Annotated in this window: 16 protein-coding genes and 2 pseudogenes; 15 read left to right on the plus strand and 3 right to left on the minus strand. The window is 36.4% G+C overall.

Annotation, left to right across the window (positions count from 1 at the left end; translation table 11 throughout):
* Nucleotides 1-36: 36 nt before the first annotated feature.
* The 15 genes and pseudogenes from ACIQ2D_RS12120 (at nt 37) to zupT (ending at nt 16,945) form a co-directional block, all read left to right on the plus strand.
* Nucleotides 37-1,524, plus strand: coding sequence for a peptide MFS transporter (locus ACIQ2D_RS12120; protein WP_402864332.1), 1,488 nt, complete (start codon nt 37-39; stop codon nt 1,522-1,524).
* Between the two features lie 328 nt (nt 1,525-1,852).
* The gene (locus tag ACIQ2D_RS12125; RefSeq protein WP_402864333.1) at nt 1,853-2,677 is read left to right on the plus strand and encodes a GNAT family N-acetyltransferase; all 825 of its coding nucleotides are present in this window, start codon (nt 1,853-1,855) and stop codon (nt 2,675-2,677) included.
* Between the two features lie 21 nt (nt 2,678-2,698).
* Nucleotides 2,699-3,805, plus strand: a complete 1,107-nt coding sequence (gene menC, locus ACIQ2D_RS12130) for an o-succinylbenzoate synthase (protein WP_402864335.1) — start codon at nt 2,699-2,701, stop codon at nt 3,803-3,805.
* A 16-nt stretch (nt 3,806-3,821) separates the two neighbouring features.
* Nucleotides 3,822-4,868, plus strand: a complete 1,047-nt coding sequence (locus tag ACIQ2D_RS12135; RefSeq protein ID WP_402864337.1) for a YkvI family membrane protein — start codon at nt 3,822-3,824, stop codon at nt 4,866-4,868.
* Between the two features lie 171 nt (nt 4,869-5,039).
* Nucleotides 5,040-5,527: pseudogene (locus ACIQ2D_RS12140) on the plus strand (ATP-binding cassette domain-containing protein); the annotation flags it as partial.
* A gap of 18 nt (nt 5,528-5,545) precedes the next feature.
* Nucleotides 5,546-6,553 (plus strand): siderophore ABC transporter substrate-binding protein, encoded by a 1,008-nt coding sequence (locus ACIQ2D_RS12145; protein WP_402864338.1) that lies wholly within the window; start codon nt 5,546-5,548, stop codon nt 6,551-6,553.
* A gap of 22 nt (nt 6,554-6,575) precedes the next feature.
* Nucleotides 6,576-6,844 (plus strand): annotated as a pseudogene (locus ACIQ2D_RS12150) (antibiotic biosynthesis monooxygenase family protein).
* 363 nt (nt 6,845-7,207) lie between these two features.
* Nucleotides 7,208-9,193, plus strand: a complete 1,986-nt coding sequence (locus tag ACIQ2D_RS12155; protein WP_402864340.1) for a methyl-accepting chemotaxis protein — start codon at nt 7,208-7,210, stop codon at nt 9,191-9,193.
* Between the two features lie 289 nt (nt 9,194-9,482).
* Nucleotides 9,483-10,385: a polyprenyl synthetase family protein gene (locus ACIQ2D_RS12160; RefSeq protein ID WP_402864342.1), complete on the plus strand. Its 903-nt coding sequence runs from the start codon at nt 9,483-9,485 to the stop codon at nt 10,383-10,385.
* Between the two features lie 9 nt (nt 10,386-10,394).
* The gene (gene comX / locus ACIQ2D_RS12165; protein WP_402864344.1) at nt 10,395-10,553 is read left to right on the plus strand and encodes a competence pheromone ComX; all 159 of its coding nucleotides are present in this window, start codon (nt 10,395-10,397) and stop codon (nt 10,551-10,553) included.
* On the plus strand, nt 10,544-12,859 hold the full coding sequence (locus tag ACIQ2D_RS12170) for a sensor histidine kinase (protein ID WP_402864345.1): 2,316 nt from the start codon (nt 10,544-10,546) through the stop codon (nt 12,857-12,859). Before comX ends, ACIQ2D_RS12170 begins: the two co-directional genes overlap by 10 nt.
* Nucleotides 12,834-13,457: a response regulator gene (locus ACIQ2D_RS12175; RefSeq protein ID WP_483869748.1), complete on the plus strand. Its 624-nt coding sequence runs from the start codon at nt 12,834-12,836 to the stop codon at nt 13,455-13,457. Before ACIQ2D_RS12170 ends, ACIQ2D_RS12175 begins: the two co-directional genes overlap by 26 nt.
* Nucleotides 13,458-13,998: 541 nt before the next feature.
* A complete protein-coding gene (locus tag ACIQ2D_RS12180; protein WP_402864347.1) occupies nt 13,999-14,898 on the plus strand; it encodes a hypothetical protein in 900 nt (299 codons plus the stop codon).
* Nucleotides 14,899-15,355: 457 nt separating this feature from the next.
* A complete protein-coding gene (locus ACIQ2D_RS12185) occupies nt 15,356-15,973 on the plus strand; it encodes a phosphatase PAP2 family protein (RefSeq protein ID WP_402864349.1) in 618 nt (205 codons plus the stop codon).
* 162 nt (nt 15,974-16,135) lie between these two features.
* On the plus strand, nt 16,136-16,945 hold the full coding sequence (gene zupT / locus ACIQ2D_RS12190; protein WP_402864351.1) for a zinc transporter ZupT: 810 nt from the start codon (nt 16,136-16,138) through the stop codon (nt 16,943-16,945).
* Nucleotides 16,946-16,992: 47 nt separating this feature from the next.
* On the opposite strand, the gene ACIQ2D_RS12195 is transcribed toward zupT, so the two are convergent.
* The 3 genes from ACIQ2D_RS12195 to thrC form a co-directional block, all read right to left on the minus strand.
* The gene (locus ACIQ2D_RS12195) at nt 16,993-17,658 is read right to left on the minus strand and encodes a 2-hydroxy-3-keto-5-methylthiopentenyl-1-phosphate phosphatase (protein ID WP_402864353.1); all 666 of its coding nucleotides are present in this window, start codon (nt 17,656-17,658) and stop codon (nt 16,993-16,995) included.
* A gap of 169 nt (nt 17,659-17,827) precedes the next feature.
* Nucleotides 17,828-18,727: a homoserine kinase gene (thrB, locus tag ACIQ2D_RS12200; protein ID WP_402864355.1), complete on the minus strand. Its 900-nt coding sequence runs from the start codon at nt 18,725-18,727 to the stop codon at nt 17,828-17,830.
* Entirely contained in the window at nt 18,724-19,776 is a 1,053-nt protein-coding gene (thrC, locus tag ACIQ2D_RS12205) for a threonine synthase (RefSeq protein WP_402864357.1), read from the minus strand. Before thrC ends, thrB begins: the two co-directional genes overlap by 4 nt.
* Nucleotides 19,777-19,870 lie beyond the last annotated feature (94 nt).

The raw sequence follows: 19,870 nt of genomic DNA on the forward strand, positions 1-19,870 counted from the left end.
TTTGTTACGATAGCAAAAGTGGAAGAGGGTATTGATATGTTAAGCAAAGATGAAATTGTAAAGTCCGTCCCTCAAACAGGATTTGTTGGGCAACCAAAGGGACTTTTCACATTATTCTTCACTGAATTTTGGGAACGTTTCTCATATTATGGGATGCGAGCGATTCTTATTTTCTTCATGTATTATGAATTGCACGAAGGTGGTTTAGGTTTAGATCGTGGTACTGCGAACTCCATTATGGCCATGTATGGTTCACTTGTGTATATGTCCGGTATTATTGGTGGTTGGATCGCTGACCGACTTTTAGGAACGCGTAGAACCATTTTCTACGGTGGTATTTTAATTATGATTGGTCACGTGCTACTGGCACTTCCGGGTGGCGTGACGATGTTGTTTACTTCGATGGCATTTATTGTTATTGGTACGGGTTTATTAAAATCTAACGTATCTAGTCTTGTTGGTGATATTTATGCAGATGCAGATAACCGCCGTGATGCTGGTTTCTCTATTTTCTACATGGGCATCAACATGGGTGCTTTTATCGCACCGTTTATTGTGGGAACTATTGGACAAACGTATAGCTTCCACCTAGGATTTGGTCTAGCTGCAGTAGGTATGTTAATCGGTTTAATTGTATTCAAGTTAACGGAGAAAAAGTATTTAGGTTTAGCGGGATTACAAGTCAACAACCCACTTAAACCGGAAGAGCGCAAAAAAATATTTACTCGTTTTGGGATAACAGCTGTAATTCTTATCATTGCAACTGTAGTCGGCATTCTAACAGGTACGCTGACAATGAACGTATTTAGTCTAATTATTACTATTTTAGGGGTTTTAATTCCTACAATATTCTTTATATATATGTATCGTAGTGAAAAAACGACGAAAGATGAAAAATCTCGCTTGCTTGCGTACATTCCATTGTTTTTATCGGCAGTTATGTTCTGGGCAATTCAAGAACAAGGGGCTACAATTTTAGCAACATATGCAGATGAACGTACAAATTTAAGTGTAGGTGGCTTCGAGCTCAAGTCGTCTTGGTTCCAATCGTTAAACCCATTATTCGTCATTACACTTGCGCCATTATTTGCGATGATGTGGTTGAAATTGGGTGATAAGCAACCTTCAACTCCACGTAAATTTTCTTATTCATTATTCTTTGCAGGCCTTTCATTCTTAGTCATGATGATCCCTGCGCATCTTTCTGGTGGAGAAGCTCTAGTAAGTCCATTGTGGTTAGTACTTTCCTTCTTTTTAGTAGTAATCGGGGAATTATTGCTATCACCAGTTGGTCTTTCAGCTACAACGAAACTAGCACCTCAAGCTTTCGCAGCGCAAACAATGTCGCTTTGGTTCTTAACAAGCGCAGCTGCCCAAGCCATCAACGCACAGCTTGTAAAAGTATATGAAATGGTAAGTGAGTTCACATATTTTGGGTTCATAGGTACACTATCAATTGTCATGGGGATTATCATCTTAGTCATTTCTCCAATTATTTCAAAAGCGATGCGTGGTATCAATTAAATAGAGATTTCATAATGAAAATCTGAATAGATTATACATCTATTCAGATTTTTTCTATTCTATGGAATTTATTTTCTATAAAGTAGCGTAAGTTTTTGTATAGAAAAGGAAAATTTTTCGTTATAATATTCTTAATATTATGTAAATGGAGGGCGTAATGAAAAATCGTTAAAAAGTTTGATACCAATATTTATTTAAGAATTGAAATATAGGATATCGTAATAACTCATACAAGCTATGTGATTCCCATATCTATGAGTAACTGTTTTGTTTATAAAATAAAGTGAACGGCATTAATTAAAGATAGTTAAGAGGAGGCGTTGGTATTATGTTGGAACAAGTGCATATAAAGAAATTGACGACATCAAGTGAGCTTGGTGAAGTACAGCGTTTGAATGCAGAGATTTGGGGAAGTCAGGCAATACCTTCGCATCAATTACTTGCTACTGTGCATAACGGTGGTCTAATACTAGGGGCGTATTTAGAAGAACGTCTTATTGGCTTTAATTATTGTATTGTTGGTTTTAATGAAGGTCAAATACAATTACATTCCCATATGGTTGGCGTTGAAAAACAGTATCGAGAGCAAGGTATTGGTGAGTTACTGAAGCATGCACAAAAGGAGTATGCGAGAGAAAACAATTTTAAACTTATTCGATGGTTATTCGATCCTTTAGAATCGCGTATGGCTAATTTATCTTTTTCCAAGTTGAATACAATTAGTCATCACTACGAAAATAACTATTATGGACCATTAGACGATGATTTTAACGAGGGGTTACCTTCTGACCGTCTTGTTGTAGATTGGTGGATTGAACGCAATCACGTAGATGACTGCTTGGATGAATTAGAGGAAGAGGCGGATGAAGTTGTACCTTGGTCTTTAACAGTTGCAGGGCTGCCTGTGCTTGATATTGAAGGAACATTTCAAGCGGATGAAGCGTTTTATAGAGATGCCTACTTATTAGCAATTCCTCAACACTTACAAAAAATTAAGGTGGAGAGCCCTAAACTGGCTGAAGACTGGCGCTACAAAACTCGAACAATTTTAACGTCGTTGTTTGATCAAGGTTATGCAATAGTACGTATGAAAAAACATAAGGAATATGTCCATTTTTATCTGTTAGTCAGACGCTCTTTATTAGCCTTATAATAGGGGTAAGGAGTGAATATTGTGAAGATAAAAGAAATTACGATTAGACATTTGAAAATGGCAATGAAAGCCCCGTTTAAAACAAGCTTTGGTACAATCCATGAGAAAGAGTTATTACTGTTAGAAGTAAAGGATGTAGCTGGTACGATTGGATGGGGTGAAGCGGTTGCTTTTGTGGCACCGTGGTATACTGAGGAGACTTTAAAAACGACCTGGCATATGCTAGAGGACTTTTTAATGCCAACCTTGTTACATAAAGAAATAGCACATCCTGACGAGGTCAGTATGCTATTTGCCCCTATTCGTCGAAACTGTATGGCCAAAGCATCAATTGAAGGAGCCGTGTGGGATATTTATGCGCAACAAACAAAACAATCTCTTGCTCATGCATTAGGTGGAAATAAGGACCTAATTGAGGTGGGTATTAGTGTAGGCATTCAATCTTCAGTCGAAAAATTAATAGAATTAATAAAAAACTATATACAAATGGGCTATAAACGTGTAAAAGTGAAAATAAAACCAGGTTATGACATTGAAGTAATTCGAGCGATTCGTAGTGAATTTCCGGATTTACCGTTAATGGCAGATGCGAACTCAGCATATACATTAGACGATATAGATGTTTTACGGCAACTGGATGCATTTAACTTATTAATGATTGAACAGCCTCTAGCAGCAGATGATATTGTCGATCATGCGAAATTGCAGAAACAACTTAAAACACCGATATGCTTAGACGAAAGCATCACGTCGCTAGAAGATGCACGAAAAGCCATTGAACTTGGTAGTTGTGGTGTCATAAATGTGAAAATAGGGCGTGTAGGGGGATTAACCGAAGCTAGAAACATTCATGATTATTGTAGAGGAAAAGGAATTCCTGTCTGGTGTGGAGGAATGTTAGAGGCAGGGATTGGACGAGCGCATAATGTAGCGTTAACTTCACTCGCTAATTTCGTATTACCAGGAGACACAGCAGGTTCTAACCATTATTGGTATGAGGACATCATTCAACCAGAAGTTGTGGTGGAAGATGGTTTTATCCGAGTCCCACAAGGTGTTGGCATTGGTTATACGCCTAATATAGACGTAATCGATAAATTAACAATCACCAAGAAGGTCTATAAATAAGCGGGGAGAGAAGATAGTGAAGAAGAGTTTACAAATCGGTGGTGCCTTTGTCGGCATTATTGTCGGTGCAGGATTTGCATCGGGACAAGAAATCATACAGTATTTTACGAGCTATGGCTATAAGGGCATTTTCGGTGCACTCATTGCTACATTAGGGTTTGCCTTTGTGGGGATGTGCATTGCGCAAATTAGCTCAAGATTAGGAACAACGTCACATAAAGATTTGATCTATCAAATCTCAGGGAAATATGTTGGCTTTGTTGTGGATTATTTACTATCGTTCTTCTTATTTGGTGTTGCAGTCATTATGTTTGCCGGAGCGGGTTCAACGTTCGAGCAAATGTTTGGCTTGCCAGTATGGGTTGGTAGTCTGTTTATGATTATCCTGACAATATTAACAGTAATGATGAATGTTAAAAGTATCATTAACATTATTGCTATGGTTACGCCGTATTTACTGGCAATTGTTATGGTCATCGCTGTATATTCAATAGCGACAATGGATTTATCATTTGCTGAACAAGCGATCATTGCTGAGCAGCAGGCGCAAGTAGCATCGAATTGGTGGATTGCAGCGTTATTATATGTATCATTTAATATCGGGGTTTGTTTCTCCATGCTAACAGTTGTGAGTGGCTCAATTCGTAACGAAAAAGTTGCGGGAATGGGTGGTATTGTTGGTGGTCTTTTACTAGGGGTATTGATGCTACTTATTAATCTATCAATGCTTGCAAAAATGGATACAATTGCAGGTCTTGATATTCCGATGCTGCAATTAGCGAATGAGATTCATCCGATTGTTGGGATTTTAATGTCTATTGCGTTACTCGGTATGATTTATAATACAGCGGTAGGAATGTTCTATGCGTTTACAGTACGCTTCTTTAAACCATCGAAACCGAGCTTTAAAGCCGCAGTTATATTTATAGGAATCTTAGGTTTTATTGCTAGTCTTGTAGGGTTTACAACGCTTGTTTCGAAAGTCTATGCAGCAATGGGTTATATAGGCTTTGTATTGATGGCATCTATTGTTTTTGCTTGGTTCCGGGGGATTCGAAAATAAGCATAATTGAAAAGGTGATTGAGAGGGGGTATACCTGATTCTCAATTGCCTTTTAAATTTATTGTTCAAAATACTAATCCACTGTTTTTAAAACTGAAATTACAAACATCTAGAAAAGAGGAATTGGAAGTCGTTTGCTTAACCCAGACATTGGAGTAGTATTGCTCGACAAAACATATATTAATTTTAAAACAGTCGAACTATATGAATGTGCGCTTATCAATTCGTGAGCTTGTATCCTCCAATTCAAAAGGGAATTTAAAGCCAGAGGATGAAGTAAAGGAAGATGAGGCATTTCAATTTATGAATTTAGATGATATTCAATGTAATCATCTGGATGAGCTATCAGGCGGTCATCGGCATCGCGCATTTATCGCGATGGGCCACTCAAAAACTTAGACATGAAGCACTGTGGGCAAATCATAAAAATTTGGCTCAAACTCATGGACAAGTTAAGGTAAATGGTAATTATAGTATTACACGACATTAATTTTGTGCCTGTATACTCTGATAACATCGTTGTATAAAAATGGACGTGTTGTTAAGACGGTCCAACGAATGATATCATTAACTCGAATGCGCTAAAGGAAATCTATGATATGGATATCCGTGTTCAAGAGCAAAATGGTTGTCGCATTTGGGTATATATTAACTCATAAAAAAGGAGAAATTAAACAATGAAAAATTGGAAATTACTTACTGTGTTAATAACGATGATGCTATTAGTATTAGCTGCTTGTAATTCTAAGGACGAAGCAGAAACTGACAAAGGTGATTCAGCTGACAACAAACCAGCAAAAGAATCAACAGGGGACGCATCAGCTTACCCAATCACAATTCCAGGTAGCACATCTGGTGAACATACATTTGCTGATGTTACTTTAGATAAAAAACCAGAAGACGTTATTGTATTTGACTATGGCTTCCTTGATACGTTAGACGCTTTAGGCGTTGAAGTTGCAGGTGTAGCACAAAAATCAGTTCCAGAGTATTTAAGCAAATTCACTAACACTACTTACATGGACGTTGGTTCTTTAAAAGAACCAGACTTTGAAGCATTATCTTCTATGGCCCCAGACATTATCTTCATCTCTGGCCGTCAAGCGTCTGCTTATGAAGAATTATCAAAAATTGCACCAACTGTATTCGTTGGGGTAGATAACGCAAACTTTATGGAATCTTTCAAAGCAAACACAGAATTAGCTGGTAAAATCTTTGGTAAAGAACAAGAGGCTACGGATGCAATTGCTGCATACGAGGCAAAAGTAGAGGAGATCAAAGCTAAGACGGCTGCGTCTGAAGAAAAAGCTTTAATCGTTTTAGGTAATGAAGATTCACTATCTGCATTCGGTGCCGGCTCACGTTTCGGTGTCATTCATGATGTATTTGGTGTGAAGGCTGCGGATGAGAATATTAAGGTTGATGGGCATGGAGATAATATTAGCTTTGAGTATGTACGTGACACAAACCCAGACATCTTATTCGTAGTTGACCGTGACGCTGCTGTAAATCCTGAAGGCGAATCAGGTACAAAAGCTGCAATTGAAAATGAATTCTTAAGCGCTACTAATGCCGCGAAGAATGATAAAATTTTCTACCTTGATCCACAATATTGGTACCTATCGGGCGGTGGTATCCAATCTGAAACTGCAAAAGCTGATGATATTTTAAAAGCTTTTAACTAATTTAATTGTACAAATTAAACGTATGGTTGTAACAGAAGGTAATCCGGACAAAATCATTGAGCGCTTTGGTGCTAAAAAAAGAGGGTCCATCACTACTGGAGCAACAACCAGGCAAAAGAACGTCTTGGTGACGAGGAAGTGCTTATTATGGTACGGTGGGAATCAGAAGAGGTATGGAAAAATTGGGAGAAGAGCCCTGAACATATCGTTGGTCATAAGGCGAATGCCGGTAAGCCAAATCCAGACTTTATCGTAGAATCCGGACAAGATGTATATTATGTAAAAGCATAAGAAAAGGCTGTCTTATAAGTAGAGAAATCTACTTATAGGGCAGCCTTATTTTATTGGTGTTAGATATTCTATTTTTAAAGATTAGCGTACGCCTGCGGGAAGCGACTATTCGTAGTGGAATGTGCGGTCAAGTACACGTTTTGAAAAAGAGCCATTTTTAAAATTCGATAATTTAGACATAGGATTTATCAAAAAATAAGCTGTATGTTATATTCATGGTCTTTCATTACAGCGAATGTGAAGGGATGTCTCTATATCGACACTTCAAACGGGTTATATACAATATCTGGATATGTTACACTTGAAATATAAGGAAGAGAATTGTAACTAAAAAAATCTATTTGTAGAAATGAGGGATTTAACTTGAAAACTACAAAATCTTTATTAGTAAAAATTATGCTCTTTATATTATCTGTAACACTTTTAACCACTACTGCGATGGGCTGGTTAAATTATAAAACATCTAAAGATATCATTATTAACTCTTTACAAAATAATGCTGAGAGTCAAGTGACCATTCATGCATCACAACTAGGAACATGGTTGCAAACTAGAAAATCTGAAATTGAAGTAATGGCGAATATCGATTTAGTTCGTTTCGGGCAGCAACAAGATATTTTACCCTATTTTGCCGATGAAAGAGCAAGAATGGACGGTACCTATTCTTCTATCAGTATTGGCGATACGGAAGGTAATCTGACGTTTGATTCTGGAATAACCATACAAATTGGCGATGAAACAACATTCCCTGATGTTATGGCTGGAAAATCTATTATTTCCAATCCATTTCCGGATAAAGCTGATCCAAATAATTTAATTATTTCATTTGAAGTACCTGTACATAATGAAGATAAAAAAGTGAAAGGGCTTGTTAGTGGAGCTTCTCCTATTAATAAAGTATTTGCGGAAACAACGAACTTTAACATAGGGAAAACAGATACTGTATATGTTTTTCAAAACGATGGTTTAGTCATTCATCATCCAGATGGAACTAAGGTTTTGCAGGAAAACCTACTTGAATCATCAAGTCCTGAAATGAAAGAATTAACTACAGAAATGCTTAAGAATGGTCAAGGTTTTTCTAAAGTTAAAATGAATGGCGAAGATCGTATGTTCTTCTATTCAACAGTACCAAATACATCTTGGATAATGGCAGTAGATGTGCCTTTAAAAGAATTTACATCACAGTTAACGCCATTATTAATCATTACAGTTGTATCAGGTATCGCAGCACTTATTCTTAATGGAATCATTCTATTTTTGCTCTTAAGAAAAGTAACGAATCGTATTCGTAAAGTAGCAACAGTAGCTGAAAAGATCGCAGAAGGTCACTTATCTTTCGAAAAGATTGAAGATTCTAACAACGATGAAGTGAGTCACTTAGCCAATGCGGTAAATCAAATGGCTAACAATTTAAGGGATCTACTAATGCACGTCAATAAATCAACCGAACAAGTAATAGTTGCCTCAAATCATTTTATCAAAGGTGTGGAGCATGCTTCGGAAGCTTCAGAAGTAATAACAAGTTTAACGCAGGAGGTATCTTCTGCTACAGCACTTCAATTACAAACAATACAACAAAACACAGAAGCAATTGATCAAATGGCAATTGGTATACAAAGGGTTGCATCATCTTCGTCTGACGTTTCTGAAGCTACAACAAAAACAGAGCAAGAGGCGGTTCAAGGAAATCAAAGTGTTGCTACAGTTGTTAAACAAATGGAGAGTATCTATCAGTCTGTTCACAAATCAAGTAATGTCGTTCGATTGTTAGCAAACCGTTCTAAAGAAATAGGTGAGATTTCAGGCATCATCACAAGTATTTCAGATCAAACGAATTTGTTAGCATTAAACGCAGCTATTGAATCAGCAAGAGCTGGGGAACATGGAAAAGGATTCGCAGTGGTTGCAGAAGAAGTACGAAAATTAGCAGAGCAATCCAAAAACTCGGCTGACAAAATTTCGAGTTTAATTGATGAGATACAAGTAAACACAGAAGAGGCTGTCCAAGTGATGTCAGCTAGCGCTAGGGATGTTCAAGAAGGGACGGAACTCGCCAATCATGCGGGGAATATGTTTAATAACATTCTTGAAGCCATCAAACAAGTTTCCGATCAAATTCAAGAAGTTTCTGCATCATCGGAACAACTATCAGCTTCAACAGAAGAAATAAATGCTTCATCTGCAGAAATGTTAGGCATTGCTCAAAAGTCCGCAGATAACGCAAATACAGTTACTAAACAATCTAGTTCTCAACTAGCTGTGATAGAGGATATGAAGCGTTCTACGGATTCTTTAAATGAGTTAATTATAGAGTTACAGAAAGCGGTGGGTAAGTTTACTTTTTAATGTATGTAGTATATACGCTTACTAATGTAGAATCATAAATAGTATAAAGAACTCGTTTTGAATCATTATTTCCAAACGAGTTCTCTTCACTTTCATGGTTAGCAACTCACTTATTAATGTCTCTACTTAAAGCTACATCGTGAGCAACATTTCACAGAGAATTCTTCTATAAGATTGAATTTTGCTATATTTTCAGAGAAGAGTTTGTTGTTATTGTGCCAATTGTCTAATTTCATTTTCCATATATTTGTATTATGTTAATTAATATATAACAAGGGGGTTAAGGCTATTGGTAGAATTATATGAACGGATTGATGAATCGTTAGATACACTTATAAGGTCAGAAGTGCTTATAGGTGGCGAGTTACGTGGAATGTTGCAAAGCTTTATTAAAGAGAAAAAGAATGTTGGGTACTCTTTTGGGAAACTATGTGTTATTCATTATGAAGCATTTGCGGAAATCCAGAGTGAGGAGATATACAAAGTAGCTGCAGCAATTGAACTGCTGATTTTATCCTTCGATATTATCGACGACTTACAAGATAATGATACTGACTATATTTGGAGTAAGACACCTGATCTATCGTTAAATGTTACTATAGCCATGCTTGTTATGACATCCAAGATTATACGTGAGAGTAACTTTAAGCATAAAAATTTAGCGGTACAACTATTAGAGAAATACGCTTTGTTTAGTATTAATGGTCAGCAACTAGATCTATTAGATAGTTGTCGTGATGAGCAATCTTATTTACAAATGACTGAACAAAAATCGGGCTCATTAACGGCGATGAGTTGTTTAATTGGGGAAGTTCTTGCAAAAGGGGAAGTGTCTTCTCAAGTTGAAGAGTATTCGAAGTACATAGGTATAATACAACAGATAAAAAATGATATTCAGGATTTAAAAACATGGGACAGTAAAAATGACTTATTGAACAAAAAATACACATTACCGATAATTTTTCTGTTTTCGACAGAAAATGATGTTTCAAAATCTGTAAAAGAATATTACAATGTAGATATAGTTACATTTTTGGATAATTATGCTATAGAAAAAGAGTTAACTAATGGCGGCGCTATACGTTATGCCATTGCTATTAAAAATTTGTATAAACATAAAGCACTAAATAATCTTGAAGATGTGACTATGGGTAATGAGAGTAAAGATTTTATAAAAAAACTTATGAAATGAGGAGATTTTATGATTAAAGCGATTCAGTATTTAGAACAAAACCCGAATTTAGTAGTTTTATTAAAAGAACAAAAAGCTTCACTGGTTGGTTTTTCAGCTATTGAACAACAAGCTGTATTAGAGGCGTTTGATCAAGAGTTATGTTTAGAATATCCAATTTGGAAGTAGATTTTAAAAAATACAAATGGTTTTGGCTCACTATGAGTGTCTATTTAACATTGGGAATTTATCTGCTCTATGTTACTTATAGTGAGCCTTTTTTGAATATTAAACTAGAGGAAGAAAATGGTTATTGGTTGGTAAAAGAGCTACATGATAAAAATTGGGCCTCTAATCAAAATGTATCACTTGGAGATATTGTTTTAAGTGTGGATAGTATCCAGATAGATTACGTTCCCAATATAGAATACGATAAAATAATTAGGACTGCTAAGGATTTAACGATAATGAAGCCAAATGGGCAGAGTTATGATATGAAAATAAATCATTTAGATATTCCCAAACAATTTTACTATATGTTAGTGATTCCCTTTTGTTACTACTTTCTGACACTGTTTATCGTTTTATATTTGTACTACAAACAAAAAAATACGGCTCTTTTAAATTTGCTTATCCTTTTTATGTTAAACGTTTCGCTGGCATATGTTAGTATCGGAGCATCTAGTAGATTAAATAATATAGGGAATGTTGTCAATAGCAGTAGTATGATACTTTGCCTTGCACTATTATTACATTTTTTAAAAAAATATTTTTCTTTTCTAAAGATAAATTGGTTGTATTTCAACAATATCAAAGTAATTTATATAGTGCCTATATTTGCATTCCTGTTGAGCATTTTCAGCAATATGTATCCATCTACTTATTTCTTATATTCTAATGTTATGCTGGGATTATTTTTCTTTCTGCTTATTATGATTCTTAGTGCTTTAATAATTAGCTACTTCAAGTATAAAGCACCACAAATAAAGATTTTATTGATTAGTATAGTCATTCCCTTTGTACCTTTTCTATTTTTCTACGTTTTACCACAAATGCTATTCCAACGATATATACTTTCGGCTGAGGTATGTTCTCTTTTTTTAATGCTAATTCCTTTTAGTTTTATTTTCACTCAGCTAACAGAAAGAATATTTGATATGGAATACCTTATTACTCGTATTCGGTACTACTTAAGTTTTTCATTTATATTTACTGTTTGGTTAGTCTTAGGACTGTATTGGATTGCAGGTCACAGATTATCTATAGCAAAGATGGCAGAAATATTCTTTTATGCATTCTTATCGTTAACTATCCTTTTCTTCATAAAGGAAAAAATTGATTACCGACAACGAAAAGTCCTTTTTTCGACAAAGGGAGATTATATCCATCAACTCTATACGACGATAGATAAAATAGGAAAAGCTTATAAAATAGAGGACTTACTTGATAAGTTCTCCCAAGAGGTTGCTCTCCACCTGGAGCTTAATTGTGTCTACGTTTTAACTTATGACTATCAAAGCCAACGACTCATTTCTAGAGATGAGTCAATCGATTTACTACATAAACAGTTAGACTCAGCATTTATCGAAAAGTTACAGCTAGGTGAATTAAAGAAAATAGATACTTTCTATCTTGCCTTCATCCATCAAGATGCTCATCATAAAAGGATATTAGTGTTAGATCATAATAATTCTATAAATTTAAAAGATGAAGAACTATTATGGCTAGAATTGCTGCTTCTATATTTAAATAACTTCATTGATAACATGAAAATGATTGAAGGGCTTGTAGAAGAACTAAAGCAAATGAAGCAATCAGATGGCAGTCAACTACCTTGGCTTAATAAGTTATTATGGCTAAGATTTGAAGAGGAAAAGTATCAGTTGGCTCAAGAGCTACATGATACAAATTTACAAGAACAGTTGCATATTGCAAGGGAAGTTGATGTACTGATTCATGCAAAAGATTCAACGGATATTCAATCGAGGCTTGCAAAGGTACATGAACAAATGATTGCGTCGGTGCATGATTTAAGAGCTTATTGCGAAAATTTAAAGCCACCTCTATTAGATACGCTGGGCCTTAACGCTGCCCTTGAAAAGCTTATACAAAAAGTAATAGAGAGAGCCGACTTTGTATTAATTTATACAATTGATCGATTATATTTAGAAGATGAGCGATTGAATCTAATGATTTATCGATTGTTTCAGGAGTTACTGAACAATGCATTAAAGCACTCCTATGCTACCTCTGTAGAAATTCATCTAACGGAAATGACGGATGGATTTGAAATTACATATTCTGATAATGGGGTAGGTTGTGACTTGAATGACATTATGCAATCTGATTCAATGGGAATAAAAGGTATACGGGAACGAGTTAAGGCCTTTAATGGACAATTCAGCATTAATTCTCATAGTCATGAGGGTATGATTGTTCATATTATTGTTAAAGAAGGAAGTGACACACTTGATTACAGTGCTCATAGTGGATGACCATCCTATCGTGTTGGAAGGGACAAAAAATTTGTTTCAAGAAATTGACGATATGGTAGTTGAAACAGAAAGCGATGCTACATGTGTGTTGCAAAGAGTTAAAAAAAATCCGTTTGATATTTATTTGATTGATATCAATATGCCGTTACAAAACGGGATAGTCTTAGCAAGAAATATTAAAGTATTGCAATCAAATGCTGCCATTATTCTTTATACAGGGGATGATATTGCAGATTATTACTCCCTCATTTTAGAGAGGAAAATTGAAGGGATTCTAGCGAAAACGGCATCTAAGGAGCAAATTATCCGAACTATTCGTGCTATTATCCATGGAGAAATTGTGTTGCCATCCAATTTCCTTGATTTCCTTGACAGTAAATTCAACTCTCAAGAGTCGCAAAAAAAACTTAAGCTAAATGCAAAAGAAAAACAGATATTAAATTTAATCGCTGACGGTGATACTAATAATACAATAGCTGCAAAACTTAATGTGACACAACGTACGGTTGAACGCTATTTAACGCAGTTGTTTACATTGTTAAATGTAGATTCTCGCACCGAAGCTGTTAAACTAGCAAAAGCCAAGCATTTACTTTAGTTTCATAAACTTTATCTTTATATCATTCTAGGCGGCAATGATTATATATGTAGATTGTCGCCTAACTTTTCAAAGAGTAAAATGCTCAATTATGCAAAATGACTAACTTCGTTGACCCCCTCAAAATATACTTAAATTAAAACTACCTCAAAATAAATGTTATCAAAACTGCTCAAACAAATACCTATCAATAAATCCTAGATACACCGACAGGGAAAATGTCGGACACCGACAGGAAAAATGTCGGACACCGATAGAAAAAAATTCGGAAATACCCCGTTGTAATGTCGGTGTCGAAGCTGTTACGCTTAAAGTAATTGTGGGGAATTAAATTAGCAATAGTAGGGAAAGTGAAAAGAGATTTTGATGGTTCAACGCTATTAAGAAGAACTAAAATCACTTTACATATTTCAACCTGCACATATAGTAAGGCGACCAAGTATCAATGAGCAAAGAATACAATGGTAGATTTGTTCAAGGAGAATTGTCATTAGCTAATATACTACTTCGCAATGAACTTTGTATAAAGGTGGCGTGTATTTTGAAAGTAGAGCTTGAAAATTTATTCTCCGCGGACGAAACCATTCAAGATAAAGTTATTAATGTATTTAAGCGCTATGGAATTTTTCTGTGTGCGCCTGTAATAAGAGAAAGAACTTTAAAGGCTTCCTTTAATCCTGTTGTAACATTAAATGAAGATGTAACATATGAGAAGATGGCAGCATTATATAAATCTTTGAAAAATGAATTAGGTATTGTGTCAATTGGAGAGCGGTTTTACTTTGCTTTTTCTGATAGTGAGTACGAACAGGCACCATTGTTTACTTTAAATTCGACAGGTAATTCAACAGATATGTTTTTAGATGATAGAGGTACACTGTTTTCAAGAAGTACATACTGCAACGATTGCGGTCTTATTGAAAAAGAGCAACTTTCACCGTTAGTTGTCGATACGACAAAAATAGAAGATCGCTATTTATTGCATACGAGTGGCTATTGGGTAGCATCTGAGAAAATGGTGTCAATTATGGAACAAGGGAATATTGAGGGATATGATCTACTAGAGGTTATCCATCAAGGAGATGATGTAGGGAAGCAACCGGCCTACCAAATTTTTCCTAAAGAAGTACTTCCAGCGTGTAATGCAGATAGGATAAAGTTACATTTTGCGACAGAAAATCCGCCATGTCGATGTGGATTAAAGGGTATTATCAACGGTCCTTATCTCTATGAAAAAAAAGATTTAACTGATTTAAGGGGAGATGTTTTCTTAGCGGCAGAATGGAGCCATAACGGAAGTCACCTTTACAGGAAAACATTATTCAGTAGAAAATTTAGAGACTTAATTATTGAAAATAATATTTCTCTAGAAGTTAAAGGCGAAAAAGATAAAAATTTTGGTCCAAAGGATTGGTTATTCGATCCGGTATTATTAAAGTAATAATCATTTCTAGCTGTAACCCTTGATGGTTTATTCAAAATGAAAAATCAAGGGTTACTTGTAGATTCCCTATTTTCCTTCATTTTATTATTTATAGAAAATGAAATAAGAAAGTAAACTCTGGTATAGATAGGGAGATTTCCTATAACAATAAAATTCAAAAGTGGACAAGGAAGTGTTTTTTGTGTTTAAGAAGATACTACCTATAATTTTAATTTTATTTATAATCGCATTAACGATCTCAAACTTCTTCAATGAACCTGAGCCTGAAAACAAAATAATAGCAAGTCTGATAGAATAATTGTATATTACATAGATTTGTTAATTGGATAATGATTGTCAATGTAATCTAGGACTTCTTAATTTTACTATGCAGATTCACTTCAATGTATTCGTAATTATGTTATGATGTGATGTGAAAAACTTAGCGTGAATTTGTTTAGAGGTGAAGCGAATTATGAAAAAATGGGCATATCCATTGGCGATATTAACACTCATAGCTTTTTTAGTTTTACGTGTGACGTATCAAACGGAAGCAGTTCAGAAGTTTGATAGTAAAATGGCCAATTTGCTGTTGGGTAATAAATTTATAGATATTTTCCATTATATTGGAGAACCTAAATTTGTGGTTGGCGTTGCAATTGTATTAATCGCATATTTATCGTGGAAAGTAAAAAATTATCGTGGTATGGTGTTGGTTTTGCTAACATTTGCAGCAGGTACCGTGTTAAATCATTTATTGAAAACATGGGTGCAGCGTCCACGTCCTGAAATAGAAGATCAGTTAACCTCCTTCAGCTTTCCATCAGGGCATTCAATGTCAGGCTTACTTTATTTGTTTACAGTTGCCTATCTGTTGTCTGAAGGGAGTACGAAAGCTCGTAAAACACAGTTATGGATTGGTGCAGTCATATTAACAGCACTAATCGGTATGTCTCGTGTAGCAGGGGAACGTCACTTTGCATCAGATGTATTGGCTGGTTGGAGTATAGGCTTTACATGGTTTGTCATTTGCGTTATCTGGTATGAGCGACGTAAAAGAATATTTGACAATATTAAAGAGAAACGTAAATAAGTCGGCGGCAGTACTTTATTCGAAGGAATATGGTGCTGTTTTTTTGTATTTCAAAAGGGGGTTTCTTTAGCGCATAATATATAGCCTACTCAAAAAAAGTTGCTCATAGGAAACTTTTGAGTTAAGATGAGTACAATAAGAAAAAAGAGAAGGAAGATGCGTATGGAAGGGAATGTGTTATTGGCATTAGGGCTAACCCTATTTGCCGGACTCGCAACAGGTGTAGGGAGTTTAATAGGTTTCTTTACTACGAGAACAAATACGAAATTTTTATCCGTAGCTCTTGGATTTTCAGCTGGGGTTATGATTTATGTGTCGCTTGTTGAAATATTTGTGAAGGCGAAGGATGCACTAACAGGTGCATTAGGAGCAACGAATGGGTATTGGATGACTATTGCTGGCTTTTTTGGTGGGGTGTTGTTTATTGCATTAATTGATAAATTCATTCCAAAGGCTTCTAATCCTCATGAAGTAAAGCTTGTAGAGGATATTGATGCAGTAAAGCCACAGATTAATGAAGAGCATTTAATGAAAATGGGCGTGTTTACAGCATTAGCAATTGCAATTCACAACTTTCCAGAAGGTATCGCAACATTTATGTCTGCGATGAATGATCCAAGTGTCGGGATTGCTATTGCCATTGCCGTAGCGATTCATAATATTCCAGAAGGTATTGCGGTTTCGGTGCCGATATACTTTGCAACAGGTAGTCGTAAAAAAGCCTTTAAGCTATCATTTTTATCAGGTTTAGCTGAGCCAGTTGGTGCGATTGTAGCGTTTTTCCTACTTATGCCGTTTTTAAATGATGTTATGTTTGGAGTTGTGTTTGCAGGGGTCGCGGGAATTATGGTATTTATCTCATTGGATGAATTACTACCAGCTGCGCAAAAATACGATGAGGCACATTTGTCTATGTACGGTTTAGTGGCCGGTATGGCAGTCATGGCGATTAGCCTAGTCCTACTAGCTTAATAAGGAATAAAAGGAATCTAGCAAAAGTGTGAGCTAGATTCCTTTTATTATGCTTCTAGGAGCTCTTTAACTACATCTAAGCAGTCATGGAACGTTTCAAATGGTTTAAAAGGGATTTGAAGCTCCTCACAGCGTCCGATTAAATGATCACGGGCAAGTACTAAATCAGCTTGTTTGGCTGCCTCAAAATCGGAAATGGAGTCACCGATGACAATCTTGAAGTGGTCGTCTTGCGCGACTGTACGCATAACAGTTGGCTTGCAGCAACCGCAGCCTTGTACTTCATATTTTGCACATTCTTCATCACAGGAGTGTGGATACAATAACTTAATTTGTTGATCAGAAAAGTCTGCACTATTGCAGTAAATGCCTGCAAACGGTCCGAATTTTTCTATCATCGGTTCGATAAAGAAGTCGACACCACCACTGACGATATAAAAAGGGATATCATGTGAATGTGCATATTGAACGAATTCACCAAAGCCTTCACGTATAACTGCGGTATTAAGTAAGTATTGAATAACCTCATCTTTTTGACGCGTGGATAGCAGTTCAAACATTGCTGTGACACCGTCTTTGAAAGTAATTGTTTGAGCTATTATATCTTGTGCAATTTTCTCAGATTCCTCCGGTACGAAATGTTCCATTAGTGAAACAATATTGTCCGTAGCTGTAATAGTACCATCAAAATCGCAGAAAATAATTGGTTTCATCATGTTTCCTCCTTCAACAACAACAATTACGCCTCGCTTTCGCGCACAAAACATTTGGACGCCCACTGAATAACGACTATATCGCATCCCACTTACCACCTATAGACGTGGATGTTTTCTACTGAATGAAGATAAAAACGCCTACTTTAGGGTAGGCGTTTTTGAACTATTACGCAAATGTTACTTGTACCCCTACTTCATCAGCTTTCGTTAAGATGATGCGATGTTCAGGGAACTGTGCCTTCATCGTCACGACAAAATCATCGGCAATAACAGGTGGAATAATGGAAATAAGTGTTGGACCTGCGCCGCTTAAAGCTGTCCCATATGCGCCCGCAAGCTTAGCAGCTGTATGTATTTCTGCATACAGCGGAATGAGCTTCGAGCGGAAGGGCTCATGGAATAAATCAGACTCCATGTAACGACCAGCACGTTCGAAATCTCTAGCCATGAGAGAAGCGGCAAGCATATTAGCGTTAGCAGATGCACGTACTGCGTAGGCACGGTCAAACGCCTCTGGTAATACAGAACGTGCTTCACTCGTTTTTAGCTCTACATCAGGTATGTAAACAACAAATGACGCTTCAATATCATTAATATGAAGTGTATCAACAATTCCATGTTCGTCCATTGATGAAATCGTTAAGCCGCCTAAAACAGAGGCAGTCGCATTATCAGGATGTCCTTCAATTTGTGAAGATAAGTTCAGTTTATCCTGAATCGTAAGCTTTAAATCACAAACTTGGTTTGCTAGTTCGATGCCCGCTACGATAGCTGCTGCGCTACTACCTAAACCGCGTGCTAGAGGGAGCTCACTTGCCATCTCAACACGGCAAGAAGGAAGTTCCTTACCATACTGATCTGCAATGTTTTTAGCGATAACATATAGTAAATGGTCTTCGATTTCAAACTCACTAGGACCATTATCATCAAGGTGAATAATTTCCCAAGTATCCTGTAGAGTGATGTCTAGCTTTAAATAAAGAGACAAGCCAAGTCCAATAGAGTCAAAGCCAGGGCCTAAATTGGCTGTACTCCCAGGAACTGAGATTTGCCACTTTTTACTCATAGCACACCCTCGATATATTTACGAATTTCATCTTCGTCATTTTTAAGAGATACCAGGTCAACTGTAGAAACATTCATCGCAGTATCTGGATCTTTTAAGCCATTACCAGTGAATACTGTTACGACTTTCGAACCTTTAGCAATTTTGCCGCTTTCTACTGACTTGATAACACCTGCTAGAGATGCAGCAGAACCAGGCTCTACGAAAATACCTTCAGTACCTGCAATTAACTTGTAAGCTGCTAAAATTTCTTCATCTGTTACAGAGTCGATAATACCGCCAGACTCATCACGAGCGGCCTCAGCTAATTTCCAACTTGCAGGGTTACCGATACGGATAGCTGTTGCTACTGTTTCAGGGTTTGCGATTGGTTCGCCTTTTACGATTGCGGCAGAACCTTCAGCTTCGAAACCGTACATTTTTGGAAGACCAGAACCTTTAGCTTCGTTATATTCTTTGAAACCTTTCCAGTAAGCAGTAATGTTACCCGCGTTACCTACAGGGATACATAGATAGTCTGGAGCTGCGCCTAAAGCATCTACGATTTCAAATGATGCCGTTTTTTGTCCTTCGATACGATAAGGGTTTACTGAGTTTACAAGTGCAACTGGAGTAGTTTCACTTACTTGGCGGACAATGTTTAATGCATCGTCGAAGTTACCATCAATTTCAATAATTTTTGCACCGTACATTGTTGCTTGTGCTAATTTACCAAGAGCTACTTTACCTTTTGGGATTACGACGATTGATTGGATACCAGCGCGTGTTGCATAAGCTGCAGCAGCTGCTGAAGTGTTCCCAGTAGATGCACAAATTACGCATTTACTGCCGTCCTCGATTGCTTTTGCAACTGCAAAAACCATTCCACGGTCTTTGAACGAGCCAGTTGGATTTGCACCTTCGATTTTACCGTATAGCTCGATACCAAGCTTTTTAGATAGGTTTACTAAATGTATAAGAGGCGTGTTGCCTTCGTTTAAAGTTAGAGCAGGTGTATTTTCTGTTACGGGTAAAAATTGTTTATATTCTTCGATAAGACCTTTCCACATAACGTAACAATCTCCTTTTGTTCTTACAGGAAGAACAGTTGTTTTTATATAAGAGACATTTTAACGCAAATTGCCCTATGTTTTCAATAGTAAT

This window comes from Lysinibacillus sp. NPDC097287, assembly GCF_044761695.1.
Classification (GTDB): Bacteria; Bacillota; Bacilli; order Bacillales_A; family Planococcaceae; genus Lysinibacillus.

Bases quoted from the DNA above. Each gene is read 5' to 3' on its own strand.
- comX (WP_402864344.1), top strand. From the start codon at position 10,395: ATGATTAAAGCGATTCAGTATTTAGAACAAAACCCGAATTTAGTAGTT.
- thrC (WP_402864357.1), bottom strand. From the start codon at position 19,776: ATGTGGAAAGGTCTTATCGAAGAATATAAACAATTTTTACCCGTAACA.
- ACIQ2D_RS12185 (WP_402864349.1), top strand. From the start codon at position 15,356: ATGAAAAAATGGGCATATCCATTGGCGATATTAACACTCATAGCTTTT.
- ACIQ2D_RS12145 (WP_402864338.1), top strand. From the start codon at position 5,546: ATGAAAAATTGGAAATTACTTACTGTGTTAATAACGATGATGCTATTA.
- zupT (WP_402864351.1), top strand. From the start codon at position 16,136: ATGGAAGGGAATGTGTTATTGGCATTAGGGCTAACCCTATTTGCCGGA.
- ACIQ2D_RS12120 (WP_402864332.1), top strand. From the start codon at position 37: ATGTTAAGCAAAGATGAAATTGTAAAGTCCGTCCCTCAAACAGGATTT.
- ACIQ2D_RS12195 (WP_402864353.1), bottom strand. From the start codon at position 17,658: ATGAAACCAATTATTTTCTGCGATTTTGATGGTACTATTACAGCTACG.
- thrB (WP_402864355.1), bottom strand. From the start codon at position 18,727: ATGAGTAAAAAGTGGCAAATCTCAGTTCCTGGGAGTACAGCCAATTTA.
- ACIQ2D_RS12125 (WP_402864333.1), top strand. From the start codon at position 1,853: ATGTTGGAACAAGTGCATATAAAGAAATTGACGACATCAAGTGAGCTT.